At 73.5% G+C, this 13,484-nt stretch carries 11 protein-coding genes; 6 read left to right on the forward strand and 5 right to left on the reverse strand.

The genetic code is table 11. From position 1 onward, the window contains the following. Window positions 1–35 precede the first annotated feature (35 nt). Both codB and ACPZVR_RS01960 read right to left on the reverse strand, forming a co-directional pair. Complete coding sequence (codB, locus tag ACPZVR_RS01955; RefSeq protein WP_436697882.1) at window positions 36–1,358, reverse strand: cytosine permease; 1,323 nt, start codon at window positions 1,356–1,358, stop codon at window positions 36–38. Continuing rightward, complete coding sequence (locus ACPZVR_RS01960) at window positions 1,355–1,813, reverse strand: nucleoside deaminase (protein ID WP_436697883.1); 459 nt, start codon at window positions 1,811–1,813, stop codon at window positions 1,355–1,357. The genes codB and ACPZVR_RS01960 overlap by 4 nt, the downstream gene beginning before the upstream one ends. A gap of 112 nt (window positions 1,814–1,925) precedes the next feature. On the opposite strand from ACPZVR_RS01960, the gene ACPZVR_RS01965 reads away from it, so the two are divergent. Further along, window positions 1,926–3,467 carry a PucR family transcriptional regulator gene (locus ACPZVR_RS01965; RefSeq protein WP_436697884.1) on the forward strand — a complete coding sequence of 514 codons (1,542 nt, stop codon included), beginning with the start codon at window positions 1,926–1,928 and terminating at the stop codon, window positions 3,465–3,467. A gap of 36 nt (window positions 3,468–3,503) precedes the next feature. Here ACPZVR_RS01965 and ACPZVR_RS01970 read toward each other — a convergent pair whose 3' ends face one another. Then, entirely contained in the window at window positions 3,504–4,745 is a 1,242-nt protein-coding gene (locus tag ACPZVR_RS01970) for a glycoside hydrolase domain-containing protein (RefSeq protein WP_436697885.1), read from the reverse strand. A gap of 121 nt (window positions 4,746–4,866) precedes the next feature. Here ACPZVR_RS01970 and ACPZVR_RS01975 point away from each other — a divergent pair, with 121 nt between their 5' ends. Both ACPZVR_RS01975 and purL read left to right on the forward strand, forming a co-directional pair. Next, window positions 4,867–6,309: a serine/threonine-protein kinase gene (locus ACPZVR_RS01975; protein WP_436697886.1), complete on the forward strand. Its 1,443-nt coding sequence runs from the start codon at window positions 4,867–4,869 to the stop codon at window positions 6,307–6,309. A gap of 43 nt (window positions 6,310–6,352) precedes the next feature. Then, a complete protein-coding gene (gene purL / locus ACPZVR_RS01980) occupies window positions 6,353–8,626 on the forward strand; it encodes a phosphoribosylformylglycinamidine synthase subunit PurL (RefSeq protein ID WP_436697887.1) in 2,274 nt (757 codons plus the stop codon). Between the two features lie 27 nt (window positions 8,627–8,653). Here purL and ACPZVR_RS01985 read toward each other — a convergent pair whose 3' ends face one another. Both ACPZVR_RS01985 and ACPZVR_RS01990 read right to left on the reverse strand, forming a co-directional pair. Next, window positions 8,654–9,703 (reverse strand): hypothetical protein, encoded by a 1,050-nt coding sequence (locus ACPZVR_RS01985; protein WP_436697888.1) that lies wholly within the window; start codon window positions 9,701–9,703, stop codon window positions 8,654–8,656. A 23-nt stretch (window positions 9,704–9,726) separates the two neighbouring features. Beyond that, window positions 9,727–10,995 carry an MFS transporter gene (locus ACPZVR_RS01990; RefSeq protein ID WP_436697889.1) on the reverse strand — a complete coding sequence of 423 codons (1,269 nt, stop codon included), beginning with the start codon at window positions 10,993–10,995 and terminating at the stop codon, window positions 9,727–9,729. An 81-nt stretch (window positions 10,996–11,076) separates the two neighbouring features. Here ACPZVR_RS01990 and ACPZVR_RS01995 point away from each other — a divergent pair, with 81 nt between their 5' ends. The 3 genes from ACPZVR_RS01995 to ACPZVR_RS02005 are packed head-to-tail and all read left to right on the forward strand — an operon-like array spanning window position 11,077 to window position 13,403. Further along, on the forward strand, window positions 11,077–11,637 hold the full coding sequence (locus ACPZVR_RS01995; RefSeq protein ID WP_436697890.1) for a helix-turn-helix domain-containing protein: 561 nt from the start codon (window positions 11,077–11,079) through the stop codon (window positions 11,635–11,637). 1 nt (window position 11,638) lies between these two features. Further along, window positions 11,639–11,998, forward strand: coding sequence for a sterol carrier family protein (locus ACPZVR_RS02000; RefSeq protein WP_436697891.1), 360 nt, complete (start codon window positions 11,639–11,641; stop codon window positions 11,996–11,998). A gap of 52 nt (window positions 11,999–12,050) precedes the next feature. Continuing rightward, window positions 12,051–13,403, forward strand: a complete 1,353-nt coding sequence (locus ACPZVR_RS02005) for a dipeptidase (RefSeq protein ID WP_436697892.1) — start codon at window positions 12,051–12,053, stop codon at window positions 13,401–13,403. The last annotated feature ends 81 nt before the right edge of the window (window positions 13,404–13,484 follow it).

Raw genomic sequence — 13,484 nt, forward strand, 5'->3', positions numbered from 1 at the left:
ACCCGCCCCAGTGGGGCCCGGGGCCAGGAGCCGGCTCAGTGCCCGGTGGGGGTGAGCCGGCGGTTGAGTCCGGCGCGCCCGACGGCGTACGAGCCGATGGCGGCCAGCACGACGCCGATGACAGGTGGCACGCCGAACTCGGTCTCCTTGGCGATCCAGGCGACGCCGCTGGCGAGCGCGTAGACCGCGAGGTTCACGACGTTGAGGGCCGGCAGGCGCTCGCCCTCGGGCATCCCGCCCCGGCGCCAGCGGGCGAAGTAGTCGCCGATGATGACGCCGCCGAGCGGCGGGATGAAGACGCCGAGCAGGACCAGGTAGTCGACGAGGTGGTTCTGCACGCCGACCAGGGCGAGCACGGTGCCGACGATCGAGCCGCCGACGACGAACGGCGTCTTCTTCGGCTTCTCGAACAGCTCCGCCCCGGCGACGCCGAAGGCGTAGGCGGTGTCCGCATTCGACTTCCACAGGTTGCCGAAGAGCAGCACCAGGCCCCAGGTGACCAGGCCGAGGTCGTAGAGGACGAGGACGAAGTCGCCCTGGCCGAAGGTCATCGCGCCGGTCGCGCCGAAGAAGATCATCAGCCCGTTGCCGATGAGGAAGCCGATCACGCAGGCGACGAGCGCCTGGCTGCCGGTGCGGGCGAACCGGGTCCAGTTCGGTGCCTGGGTGCCGGCCGACACGAAGGTGCCGACCACGGTGGTGATCGCGACGGCCATGGTCATCGAGCCGTTGGGCTCGACGTCGGCCAGTCCGGACCAGCCGCCGACCTCGTCGAGGGAGCGGAAGAGCACCCAGAAGGCGAGGATCAAGATGAGCGGCGTGGAGATCGCCGACACCCAGTACATGCCGCGGTAGCCGTAGCAGGCGGTCAGGCACATCAGGACGCTGGTCAGGATCATCACGGCGGCCTTGGCGGCACCCGACTCCCACTCGAACGCCTGCGCGGTGAGATCGCCGATGGTGCCGATGACGACGCCGTACCAGCCGATCTGCGTGCCGCCCAGCAGGATCGAGCCGAGCTTGCTGCCGCGGTAGCCCAGCACGTAGCGGGCCATCACGACCGTCGTCAGGCCGGTGTGGGCGCCGATCCAGCCGAGGAGGGCGACGTACGTCCCGAGGACCAGCGACCCGAGCAGGATGACGACCAGCAGGTCGCGCAGCGCGAAGGCCGATCCCAGCTGCGCGCCGGCCAGCATGGTCGGCGTGAAGACGGTGAAGCCCAGCAGCACGATCGCCAGCGAGATGAACGACTTCCGCGCGTGCGGCGGGACGGGCGTGACCGGATAGTCGGGGTCGACGACCGCCGGGGTGCCGGTGCCGTTGTCGGCCGGCTGGACGGCGGCCGGTGGGGTGCTCATGCCTCTTCCCCGATGTCCTCGGCCCACAGGTCGGGCTTCTCGCGCATCATCGTGTCCATCAGGTCGCGGCAGACCGGGTCGTCGAGGACGTCGACCACGACGCCGCGCGAGCGCAGCCACTCCTCGGAGGCCTCGAAGCTCCGGTTCTCGCCGACGACGATGCGCGGGATGTCGTAGAGGACCGAGGTGCCCGCGCACATGAAGCAGGGCGAGAGGGTCGTGTAGAGCGTGCTCGCCCGGTAGATCTTGGCGGGGAGGCGGCCGGCGTTCTCGATGCAGTCGGTCTCGCCGTGCCGGATGGCGGAGCCCTGCTGGACGCGCCGGTTGCGTCCGACGGCGAGCACCTCGCCCTCGTGGACCAGCGCGGCGCCGATCGGGATGCCGCCCTCCTCCCAGCCGATCCGGGCCTGCTCGATGGCGAGGCCGAGGAACCTGCGGTCGTCGTCGGTGATCATGGGCTGCCTCCGGTGAGTCGGTGTGTCGGGGCTCACATCACCAGAGGCGCTGGCGGACGACAAGGGACATACTGTCTCCCATGACCCATGATCGTACGGACGGATCGTCCTGATGGGGGCAACTCTCGCCGAGGTCCTGGCCCTCCCGTCGTTCCGTGCTGCCAGCACCGAGGTGCTGCACGGCGACGTCGACCGGGTCCAGGTGCGGTGGGTCCACTCCTCGGAGGTCTTCGAGATGGGCGCCCTGCTCGCCGGGGGCGAGGTGCTGCTGACCACCGGCCTCGGCCTGCACGGGCGCACGGCCGACCACCTGGCGTCGTACGTCGACCAGCTGGCCGACGCGGGAGTCGCGGCTCTCGCGCTGGAGCTGGGCCGGACGTTCTTCGCCGTTCCGGAGCCGATCCTGGCGGCTGCCCGTCGCCGGGACCTGGCGCTGCTCGCCTTCCCGACGATGGTGCCCTTCGAGCGGATGGTGGAGGACTTCCACGAGCTGCTGGTCCGCCGACGGGTCGCCGCCGGGGGAGATGCCGGTGACGCCGGCTGGCGGGCGCTGACCCAGGTGGTGATCGAGGGGCGTGGGCTGCGCGCCCTCCTGGACGAGGTGTCGCGGCTCGCGGGCTGTGCCGTCGAGCTGCGCGACCCCGAGGGCCAGACCGTCGAGCGGAGCCGGATCGCCTCGGTGTCCGACGACGAGGGCATCCCCACGCCGGTGCGGGGCGCGGCCGGGCCGGTCGGCACCTTGCGCCTGCTCGGCGCCGAGAGCCCGGAGCGCCTGCGCCTGGCCGAGGTCGCCGCCCACGCGGTGGCGCTCGAGGTCGGCCGGGGGAGCGGTGCGGGGCATCGGCCCGGGCCGGCGCAGTCCCTGGTCTCCGACCTGGTCGCGGGCGTGGTCGTGTCGCGCGCCGATGTCCTGCACCGGCTCGCGGCGCTCGGCTGGCCGCCGCAGGAGGGACGCCACCTGGTGGTCGCCGCGGTCGAGATCGACGCTGCCGTCCCGCTCACCGACGCGGTCGCGGCGACCGAGGAGGCGTTCCACGACGACGACCGCGGCGACCCGGCGGTCCTCGCCGGCGCCAGCGGCGGACATGTCGTGGTCGTGCACCGCGGTGGTCGGCGGCCGGTGCCGGCCCAGGTCCGCGACGAGCTGACCGGGGCGCGCGAGCGACTCGCCGCGCGCCTCCCGGGCCGGATCCTGTTCGCGGGAGCCACGCCCGTGGCCGATCCCGGCGATCTCGCCGCGGCGGTCGGCCGGGCCCGCCAGGTGCTGCGCACCGCCCGGCGCTACGGTCACCGCGACGGGGTGGTGATGGAGCGCGACGTCGCGGCCCACCGGCTGGTGACCTCGTCGGTCGACCCGGTGGTGATGCGCGGGTTCGTGCGCGAGCAGATCGGGCCGCTCATCGACCACGACCGCGAGCACCGCAGCGAACTGCTGCGCACCCTCGACGCCTACCTGGCCTGCTCGCTGTCGAAGGCGCGCACGGCGACCCTGCTCGGGATCCGCCGCCAGTCGCTCTACGACCGCCTGGCGCGGATCGAGCGGCTGCTGGGGGTCTCGCTGGACGAGCCGGACCACCGCACCGGCCTCGGCATCGCGCTGCTGGGCTGGCGGATGCGGACCGGGCTGGACCCGCAGGTCGGCTTCGGAGCCTGACCCGCGTGTCCGTTCCCGTCGCGGCGGTGATCCGGCCTACGAGGCGCCGCCGGCCAGGAGCGAGGCCCAGTTCTTCTTGGTCCACTTGTCCTTGACCTTCTGGCCGGCCCGCGCCTGCCAGCCGTGGATCCCGGCCCGCAGCTTCTTGTTGTATTTCTTCGACATCTTGCCCGGGTAGAGGCTCTGCTCCTGGAGCAGGCACTTGAGCGCCCGGACCTGCCGCGGCTTGGCCTTGGTGGGGGTGATCTTCTTGTAGTTCGCCAGGTCGACCTTGACGCCGCCGCACCGCAGCGGCGCCGCGTTGCCCAGCTCGAGGTAGTTGCTGTCGATGTTGATGGTCACGCCGCCCCAGGTCTCGTTGTGGCCGCCCCGGTACTGCTTCATCCGATTGCCGGGTCGCCAGCCGTCCTCGGCGATGTAGCTGGTGGAGGTGTTCGCGACGCCGTCCCAGCGCGCGATCCAGATCCGGTCCGGGAGGACCACGTCGGCCCGGCCCTGCCGGCGCGCGTCGTCGAGGATCCGGATGCCCGACCCGGCGCTGGAGTAGACGCCCGAGACATAGCCGAGCGCTCGGATGCGGGCGGTCCAGCCGCTCAGGAACGCGAGGGAGGACTCCCGGCAGGTGGCGTCCTTGTAGTTGCTCCAGCCCTCGAGGTCGTACCACAGCGTGCTGCCGGGGACGATCCCCAGCGCCTGGGCGGCGGCCACGGCGCTGTCCGCCTCGGCACTGCCCTGGCCGCGGGCGGCCGCGTAGCCGTTGGCGCCCGCGTTGCTGATCGTCGGGTCGATGGCGGCGCCGTAGCGCGGGAACCGGCCGACGCAGGTCGACTGCGGGCCGAGCGTGATCGGGAGGATCCGCCAGCCCTTCGCGAGCTGGGTCGACACCCAGGTCGGGGTGAGGTTCTTCTGGGTCCGGCAGAAGCGCGAGGCGCCGGAGATGTACACCCCGACCGCCCGGAAGGGCGAGTGGGCCAGCCAGGCGTCCATGTTCTTCTGCGACTGGGTCTCGCACTGGTCGAAGCCGTAGCCGGTGAAGTCGCCCGGCGTCACCGGGTTCGTCGAGTTCGCGGCCAGGTTGATCGGCGCGTCGACCGACGTGTCGACCGCCGCGTCGACGGGGGCGTCCGGGTCGGCCGCGCGCGGTGCGCCGCCCAGCGGCGTCAGCAGGGCCAGGGTCAGCAGCACGGCGAGCGCGCCGGCGGCCGCGCCCGCGATCGGGACGCGGAACCGGTGGCCGGGCCGGGGACGGGGGGACGGGTGAAGGGGCCGGGAAGGCATCGCGGACTCCAGGGGAAGGGGAAGCTGGCGGGCGGGAGCCGAGTCACGATAACCACAACTTTCACACGAGTAACAGGCCTCGCGATGAACTACAGATCTGTAATTCGCATACGGTGGCGGGGTGGCGCTGCAACCGGGTGACTCCTTCGGTCGGTACGACGTCACCGGACGACTCGGCCGCGGCGGCATGGGGGTCGTCCTGGCGGCGGTCCACCGCGACCTCGACCGGCCGGTGGCGCTCAAGGTGCTGGCCCCGCACCTCGCCGACGACGCGGCGTACCGCGCCCGGTTCCTGCGCGAGGCCAAGGCGCTCGCCCGGCTGGACTCGCCGAACGTCGTTCGCGTCTTCGACGCCGGCGAGGAGGACGGCGCGCTCTTCATCGCGACCGAGCTGGTGGCCGGCGGGGACCTCGACCAGCTGCTGCGCGACGAGGGCCCCCTGTTCCTGGCCGATGCCGTGGCGCTGGTCCGCGACCTCGCCCTCGGGCTCGGCACCGCCCACGACGTCGGCATCCTGCACCGCGACATCAAGCCCTCCAACGTGCTGGTCGCCCGGCAGCCCGACGGCCGGATCCGCCCGGTGCTGTGCGACTTCGGCATCGCCGCCGTCGCCGACCTCGAGCAGCTCGCCACCACCGGGGCGGTCGGGACGCCCGGCTACATGGCGCCCGAGCGGCACCAGGGCGCCGACGCGACGACCGCCGCGGACATCTACGCGCTCGGCTGCGTGCTCTGGGCGGCCCTCACCGCGCGGGCGCCTTACGAGGGCGCGACCGGGCAGGTCCTGCTCGGTCATCTCCAGGGACCGGTCCCGCAGTTGCCCGCCTCGAGCGCCGACGCGCTGGCGGTCAACGCGGTGCTCGCCGTGGCGATGGCGAAGGACCCCGCCGAGCGGTTCGGTACGACGGCAGAGCTGGTCGCCGCCCTCGACGCGGTCCCGCTCGACGACCCCGAGCCCACCCTCGTCGACACCGGCCCGCCGACCCGGCCACGCCCGGCGCCCGCCCCGCCGGCCGGACGCCCCCGGCGGTTCTCCTGGCCGGTCGGACTCGTCGTCCTCGCGCTCCTCGCCCTGGTCGTCGGCGCGGCCGCCTGGGCCCTCACCCGCTCCGACCCGACGCCGTCGGCGCGCGCCGACGCCCCGACGGAAGGCGTCGCCGAGCCGGAGTCCGACCCGCTCGTCGCCGCCTTCCCCCGTGCCGCAGGCTGCACCGAGGTGGCCGATCCGAAGCCGACGCGGGTGCTGGCGAGCTGGTGCCACGACGAGCCGTCCGCCGTCTCGGTGCACTACACCCAGTGGCGCGACTGGGGGGTGATGGACGCCAACTACCGCCGCGACGCCCTCCGCTCGGCCGACGTCCGCGACGACCTCGAGGCGGCCTGGGTCGCGGTGACCAAGGCGGACGGCCGGGACCGGGGGCGCAAGCTCGCGGTCTGGTACGCCGAGCACGGGGCGCCGTACTCGGTGACGATCTACGCCCCGACCGAGGCCGAGGTCCTCGACGTCTTCGCCGAGCTCGACTTGCGACCCGGCGCCGAGGTCGCGCGCAGCTCCGGGGGCTGAGCCGATCGGGGCGATCGGGCCGGCCACGGATACCCTTGGGGCCGTGGCCGACACCGCTTCCGCACCCGCCCGTCCGACGCTCGACACCGTGGCCGTGGCGGCCGGTGACCCCGACCGGGAGCAGCCCTGGTCCGAGCTGGGCCTGAAGGCCGACGAGTACGACCGGATCCGCGAGATCCTGGGCCGTCGCCCCACCGGTGCCGAGCTGGCGATGTACTCGGTGATGTGGAGCGAGCACTGCTCCTACAAGTCCTCCAAGGTGCACCTCCGGCAGTTCGGCGAGCTCGCCCAGGAGACCCCCATCGGCCCGATGCTCGCCGGCATCGGCGAGAACGCCGGCGTCATCGACATCGGCCAGGGCTACGCGGTCAGCTTCAAGGTCGAGAGCCACAACCACCCGTCGTACGTCGAGCCCTACCAGGGCGCCGCGACCGGCGTCGGCGGCATCGTCCGCGACATCATCGCGATGGGCGCGCGCCCGATCGCGGTCATGGACCCGCTGCGCTTCGGCCCGCTCGACGCCGACGACACCCACCGCGTGCTGCCCGGGATCGTCGCGGGCGTCGGCGGCTACGGCAACTGCCTGGGACTGCCCAACATCGGCGGCGAGGCCGTCTTCGACGAGACCTACCTCGGCAACCCGCTCGTCAACGCGCTGTGCGTCGGCGTGCTGCGCCACGAGGACCTCCACCTCGCCAAGGCGTCCGGCGAGGGCAACCTCGTCGTTCTCTACGGCGCCCGGACCGGTGGCGACGGCATCGGCGGCGTCTCGGTGCTGGCCTCCGAGACCTTCGACGCCGACGGCCCGGCCAAGCGGCCCAGCGTCCAGGTCGGCGACCCGTTCATGGAGAAGCTGCTCATCGAGTGCACCCTCGAGCTGTTCCGGGCCGGCGTGGTCGCCGGCATCCAGGACCTCGGTGGCGCCGGCCTGTCCTGCGCGACCTCCGAGCTCGCGTCCGCCGGTGACGGCGGCATGCTCGTGCACCTCGACAAGGTGCCGCTGCGCGACTCGACCCTCTCGCCCGAGGAGATCCTCATGAGCGAGAGCCAGGAGCGGATGATGGCGATCGTCGAGCCGGGCGACATCGACGCCTTCCTCGCGATCACCACGAAGTGGGACGTCGAGGCCGCCGTGATCGGCGAGGTCACCGAGACCGGTCGCCTGGTCATTGACTGGCACGGCGAGACCGTCGTCGACGTACCCCCGCGCACGGTGGCGCACGATGGCCCGGTCTACCAGCGTCCGTACGCCCGCCCGGACTGGCAGGACGCGTTGCAGGCCGACGGGGCCGAGCAGCTCGCCCGGCCGCGGACCGGTGAGGAGCTGCTGCAGACGCTGCGCACGCTCGTCGCCAGCCCCAACCTCTGCGACAAGTCCTGGATCACCGACCAGTACGACCGCTACGTCCAGGGCAACACGGTCCTGGCTCAGCCTGCCGACTCCGGCATGGTCCGCGTCGACGAGGAGACCCATCTCGGCGTCTCGGTCGCCACCGACTGCAACGGCCGCTTCGCCAAGCTCGACCCGTACGCCGGCGCGCAGCTCGCGCTCGCCGAGGCCTACCGCAATGTCGCCACCGGCGGCGCGCTGCCGCTGGCGGTCAGCGACTGCCTCAACTTCGGCTCGCCCGAGGACACCGACGTGATGTGGCAGTTCGCCGAGGCCTGCCGCGGCCTCAAGGACGCCTGCGCCGAGCTCGGCATCCCGGTCACGGGCGGCAACGTCAGCCTCTACAACCAGACCGGCGAGACGGCCATCCTGCCGACGCCGGTGGTCGCGGTGCTGGGCGTCATCGAGGACGTTCGCCGCCGCACCCCCTCTGCCTTCCAGGCCGCCGGCGAGCACGTCGTGCTGCTCGGCACGACCCGCGAGGAGCTCTCCGGCTCGGAGTGGGCGCACGTCGTGCACGGCCACCTCGGCGGGCTGCCGCCGCGGGTCGACCTGCGGGCCGAGCGCGACCTGGCCCGCCTGCTCCAGGACCTGGTCGGCGTCGCCACGAGCGCACACGACCTCTCCGACGGCGGCCTCGCGCAGGCCCTCGCCGAGGCCGCGATGGTCAGTGGCATCGGCGTCTCGGTGCGCCTCGAGGGCGACCCGTTCGTCGGCCTGTTCTCCGAGTCCGCGGCCCGCGCCGTCGTCACGGTGCCGGCCGGCGACCTCGACGAGCTGCGGGCGCTGTGTGCCCGCCACGACGTGGCGATGACCGAGCTCGGCACCACCGGCGGCGACGTCCTCGCCGTCGAGGGGCAGTTCGAGGTCCCGGTCGCCGAGCTGCGCGAGGCGTGGAGCGGCACCCTGCCGAACGCGCTGGGCTGAGCAGGGCCCGGTCGACGACCGGCCGGGCTACTCGACGGGCAGCCGGGTCCGGTCGGTCACCGTCAGCTCGAGCTGCTCCGGTGCGTCGATCGTGCCCCAGGTCGAGGTGCGCCCGAGCTCGTAGCGCTGCTTGATCACGAGGTTGCGCGGCGCATCCTCGCCGACGTCGAAGAGCACGTGGAAGACCGCGCTGCAGTTCTGGTTGGCGATGTCGGGGCAGGTGCCGCGCCCGGCGTCGCGGATCACCTGCACGGCCTTCGATCCCCCGAGGGTGAACGCGCCGTCGACGGTGCCCGGGTAGTAGATCGCGCCCGCACTGAGGTCGGCGGCCGCCTCGTCCCAGCGGCCGAACGCCGTCTCCACCGTGAGGGCGAGCCACGTGCGGCCGTCCGCGGCCCACGCGTCGCCGGCGTACGGCAGCAGGACCGGCGGCGTCATGGTGCAGGTGAAGGCGAGCTCGCTGACGGTGACCGCGCGACTCGGCCGGGCCGTGCCGCCGCAGGGGAGGGGCTCGGCGGGGGCGGCCTCGAGGTCGTAGAGCGGGGCGGCAGCTCCCGCGTCGACCTCGCCCGAGGAGAGGTCGGCGGTCTGGGTCACGCCGTCGAAGTCGACCTTCAGCTCCGGGTCGTCGCCGTTCCCGCTGACGGTGACGAAGAAGGACTCGGGTCCCTCCGTCGCCGTCTCCGGCGGCGGGATGCGGTAGGACGCGCCGTCGACGACCAGGTCGACTACCGGCGTCGACGTCGTCTCCAGGTAGCGGGCGTAGGTGCCGAGCGAGGTCGTGTCGTACTGCCAGCTGACGGGCACGAACACCTCGCCGTCGCTGGCGGTCAGCCGCTCGAGCTGGCGGGTGTCGTCGGCGGAGATCTCGCGCACCGGCTTCCCCACGGTGACGAGCAGGTCGCCGATCGGCAGCGCGATCGTCGTCTCCGCGCCGCTCGCGGCGATCCCCGCCTCGTGCCGGGCGGGCACGACGTCGCCGGCCGCCACGGCCGCGGGGTCGTCTCCACAGGCGGCGAGGGTGGGCGCGAGCAGGAGCAGACCGAGGGCGGTCGCTGAGCGTCGGCGAGGGAGCATGGGCCCCATTGTGGTGGCTGGGGTCACGCGGTGTGCGCAGGACGCGGATCTGGGATCGCCGCGACGCTCCACCGCGCCGGTCGCGGCACCGTCCGGACCGACCGCGCGAGCGTCGGCACCAGGGCGACCAGGGCGGTCAGCCCGCCGAGGGCGAGCACCGCGTCCCGTCCGCCGAGGAGGGTCAGCAGGCCGCCGGCGAGCGCGGGCGCGACCGGGATGGTCAGCATCGACACCGCCTGCATCGACGACTGCAGCCGCCCCACCAGCTCCGGCGGCGTGATCGCCAGGCGGTAGGCGCCGAGCCCCGCGTTGCCGGCCGGGTTGAGGAACGTGCCGACGGACGAGGCCAGGGCGAGGGCCCACGGATGGTTCCACAGGGCGAGCGGCAGGGCGAGGGGGACGAAGCTCCACGCGACGAGGACGACGAGCGCCCCAGTCGCGACGCGGTCGATGAGGAAGGGCGCGGCGAGGGCGCCGAGGATGCCGAAGGCCCCGATCGCCGTCTCCGCCAGGCCGATCTGCCAGGCCGGGAAGCCCGCCTCGACCAGTCGGAGGAGCGCGACGAAGAAGAGCGCGTTGACGGCGAGATTGGCCGTCGGGGACCAGCACAGCACGACCCGCAGGAAGGGGTGCGCCCACAAGAAGCGCAGTCCCTCGCCGAGGTCGCGCAGCGGACGGGTGGCGGCGTCGGCATCGGGACGGGCCTCGGGGGAGAGGTCGGCGCGCACCCGGCCGAGGAGCATCCACCCGAGGGCGTAGGTGATCGCGTCGGCGGCGAAGGGCGCCCACCGGGCCACGCCGTACAGCGCCCCGCCGGCGGGTCCGCCGACCAGGCTGGCGACGTGCTGGCGGGCCTGCTGCTGGCTGAGCGCGGTCGGCAGCTCCTCGGCGCTCACCACCCGCCGGATCGCCGACGTCTCCGCCGGCAGGAACAGCCCGGCGACCAGGCCGCTCGCGAGGGCGACCGCGAGCAGGTGGGGAAGGGTCAGTCGGCCGGCGATGCCGGCCGCGGCGAGGGAGGCGTGCAGGAGGACCCCGGCGCCGAGGGACACGCGCATCAGCCGCAACCGGTCGCGCCGGTCGGCGAGCACGCCCGCCGGCAGCAGCATCGCGACCATGCCGAGCAGGTAGACCGCCTCCGCCGCCGCGGCCCACAGCGTCGAGCCGCTCAGCGCGTAGGCGACCAGCGGCAGCGCGAACGTCGTGACCCGGGTGCCCAGCTCGGAGACGGTCGCCCCGATCCACAGCGCGGTGAAGTCGTGGTTGCGCGCCAGCGAGCGGTAGGAGGACATGTCCGCACGTTATGGTGCGCACCTCTTATTGCGCAAGATATAGTGCGCAATGAGTGATGCGGATCTGGCTAGGCTGGGCCCATGGCGATGTACGACGACCCGCGGATCCTCCGCGCGATCGCCCATCCCGTCCGCAACCGGGTGCTCCACGAGCTCGAGGCGGCCGGCGCGCTGCGCGCCGCCGACATCGCCCGGCTGCTCGACGTCCCGGCGAACCAGGCCAGCTTCCACCTGCGCCAGCTCGCGAAGTACGGCCTCGTCGAGGAGGACCCCGACGCCGCGCGCGACCGCCGCGACCGGGTCTGGCGGCTCGCCGACCCCGACGGGATCCGGTTCCGCACCGCGGACATGCTCGCCCAGCCCGGCGGCCGGGCGGCGTACTCGGTCTTCCAGCGCAACACGGTCGCCCGCGGCCGGCACCTCGTCGAGCGCGCCCTCGCGGTCGACGGCTCGGAGAGCACCGGACGCAGCGTCTCGGAGTGGTCGCTGCGGATGAGCGTCGAGGAGGCCCAGGAGCTGATGGAGGAGCTCGCCGAGGTCGTCGAGCGCCGCCGGGACGCAGGTCGGGCCCACGGTCCCGGCGACGGCCGGGAGACCTACTCGGTGTTCCAGCTCATCCAGCCCTACCCGGAGGACGACTGACATGCCCGCCCGGCTCAAGCCCGCCCCCGCCGCGGACGTCGCCGCCGCCCGGACCCGCGTCGACGCCGGCGCCGCCGAGCGCGCCGACCTGCGGCTGCTCACCAAGCACTACCTCGCGCTGCTCGAGGCCCGCGCGCCCGGCCGCTCGGTCGAGGTCCGCGTGCCGCCCTACGCCGCGGTGCAGGTGATCGAGGGGGTCCGGCACACCCGGGGCACCCCGCCGGCCGTCGTCGAGACCGACGCCGCGACCTGGATCGCCCTCGCCACCGGCCGGCTCGCGTGGGCCGACGCCGTCGCCGACGTCCGCGTGCAGGCGAGTGGCGAGCGGACCGACCTGACGCCGTACCTGCCGCTGGGATGAGAGGCGGGCGCCGACGTACGTCCCGCGCCCTGCCCGGCATAGGTTGGTCGCCATGACCGGACCTGTCACCACCGCCGACCTGCGTACGCGCCTCGCCGAGATCCTCCCGGGCGTCCGATCGGACCTCGAGGCCCTCGTCCGCATCCCGTCCGTCAGCGCCGACCCCGCCCGCCTCGACCAGGTCGAGGTGAGCGCGCGGGCCACCGCCGACCTGTTCGCCGCGGAGGGCGTCGACGTGCAGATCGTGCGCGCCTTCGACGGCGCCCCGCCGGCGGTGATCGGCGAGAAGAAGGGCCCCGAGGGCGCGCCCACGGTGCTGCTCTACGCCCACCACGACGTGCAGCCCGAGAACGACCACGCCGAGTGGGACACGCCGCCGTGGGAGCCGACCGAGCGCGACGGCCGGCTCTACGGGCGCGGCGCCGCCGACGACAAGGCCGGCATCCTCACCCACGTCGCCGCGCTGCGCCTCCTGGGCGACGACCTGCCGGTGACCGTCCGGCTCTTCATCGAGGGCGAGGAGGAGGTCGCCAGCGCGACCCTCCCGCAGCTGCTGGAGAAGTACGTCGACGAGCTGCGCTCCGACGTGATCGTGATCGCCGACTCCGGGAACTGGGACATCGGCGTGCCCGCGCTCACCACCAGCCTGCGCGGCCTGGTCCGGGTCAACGTCGAGGTCCGCACGCTCAGCCACGCCGTCCACCAGGGCATGTGGGGCGGCCTGGTCCCCGACGCGCTCATCACGCTCTCCCGCCTCATCGCGAGCCTGCACGACGACGCCGGCAACCTGGTCGTCGAGGGGCTGCACTCGGGTCCGGCCGCGCCCGTGGACTACCCCGAGCAGCGGCTGCGGGCCGAGTCCGGCGTCGCGGAGGGCGTGGAGTGGATCGGCTCCGGGCCGGCCGTCGAGCGGCTGTGGACCCAGCCGGCGCTGTCGGTCATCGGCCTCGACGCCCCCAAGGTCGACGGGTCGTCCAACACGCTCATCCCCTCGGCGCGCGCCCGCCTCGCGCTGCGCACCGCTCCGGGCGAGACGTCCGAGAACGCGCTCGCCTGCCTGCGCGCCCACCTGGAGAAGCACGTCCCGTGGGGCGCGCAGCTCTCGATCGAGGTCGTCGACACCGGCGAGCCGATCGCGCTCGACGTCACCGGACCGGCGTACGACGCCGCGCGGGCGGCGTTCACCGAGGCCTGGGACGGCACCGCGCCGGTCGACATGGGCGTCGGCGGCTCGATCCCGTTCATCGCGGAGTTCCTCGAGTCCTTCCCGCAGGCGTCCGTGCTCGTGACGGGCGTCGAGGACCCCGACACCCGGGCCCACGGACCCAACGAGGGCCTGCACCTGGCCGAGTTCGAGAAGGTGCTGCTCGCCGAGGCGCTGCTGCTGCGCAACCTCGGCGCCTGACCCGGCCGCCCGCCGCTTGTAACTAAGTGTTACAGGTGGGTTATCCACCACAGGAGCCCCATCAGCCCCAGATGGGCGACG

Origin of the sequence: Nocardioides segetis (assembly GCF_051390595.1) — a bacterium.
Classification (GTDB): domain Bacteria; phylum Actinomycetota; class Actinomycetes; order Propionibacteriales; family Nocardioidaceae; genus Nocardioides.

What these genes read in the sequence shown, in the direction of transcription:
- ACPZVR_RS01995 (WP_436697890.1), top strand. Translation starts at nt 11,077, where the DNA reads ATGGCGATGTACGACGACCCGCGGATCCTCCGCGCGATCGCCCATCCC.
- ACPZVR_RS01985 (WP_436697888.1), bottom strand. Translation starts at nt 9,703, where the DNA reads ATGCTCCCTCGCCGACGCTCAGCGACCGCCCTCGGTCTGCTCCTGCTC.
- ACPZVR_RS01960 (WP_436697883.1), bottom strand. Translation starts at nt 1,813, where the DNA reads ATGATCACCGACGACGACCGCAGGTTCCTCGGCCTCGCCATCGAGCAG.
- ACPZVR_RS01970 (WP_436697885.1), bottom strand. Translation starts at nt 4,745, where the DNA reads ATGCCTTCCCGGCCCCTTCACCCGTCCCCCCGTCCCCGGCCCGGCCAC.
- codB (WP_436697882.1), bottom strand. Translation starts at nt 1,358, where the DNA reads ATGAGCACCCCACCGGCCGCCGTCCAGCCGGCCGACAACGGCACCGGC.
- ACPZVR_RS02000 (WP_436697891.1), top strand. Translation starts at nt 11,639, where the DNA reads ATGCCCGCCCGGCTCAAGCCCGCCCCCGCCGCGGACGTCGCCGCCGCC.
- ACPZVR_RS01990 (WP_436697889.1), bottom strand. Translation starts at nt 10,995, where the DNA reads ATGTCCTCCTACCGCTCGCTGGCGCGCAACCACGACTTCACCGCGCTG.
- ACPZVR_RS02005 (WP_436697892.1), top strand. Translation starts at nt 12,051, where the DNA reads ATGACCGGACCTGTCACCACCGCCGACCTGCGTACGCGCCTCGCCGAG.
- ACPZVR_RS01965 (WP_436697884.1), top strand. Translation starts at nt 1,926, where the DNA reads ATGGGGGCAACTCTCGCCGAGGTCCTGGCCCTCCCGTCGTTCCGTGCT.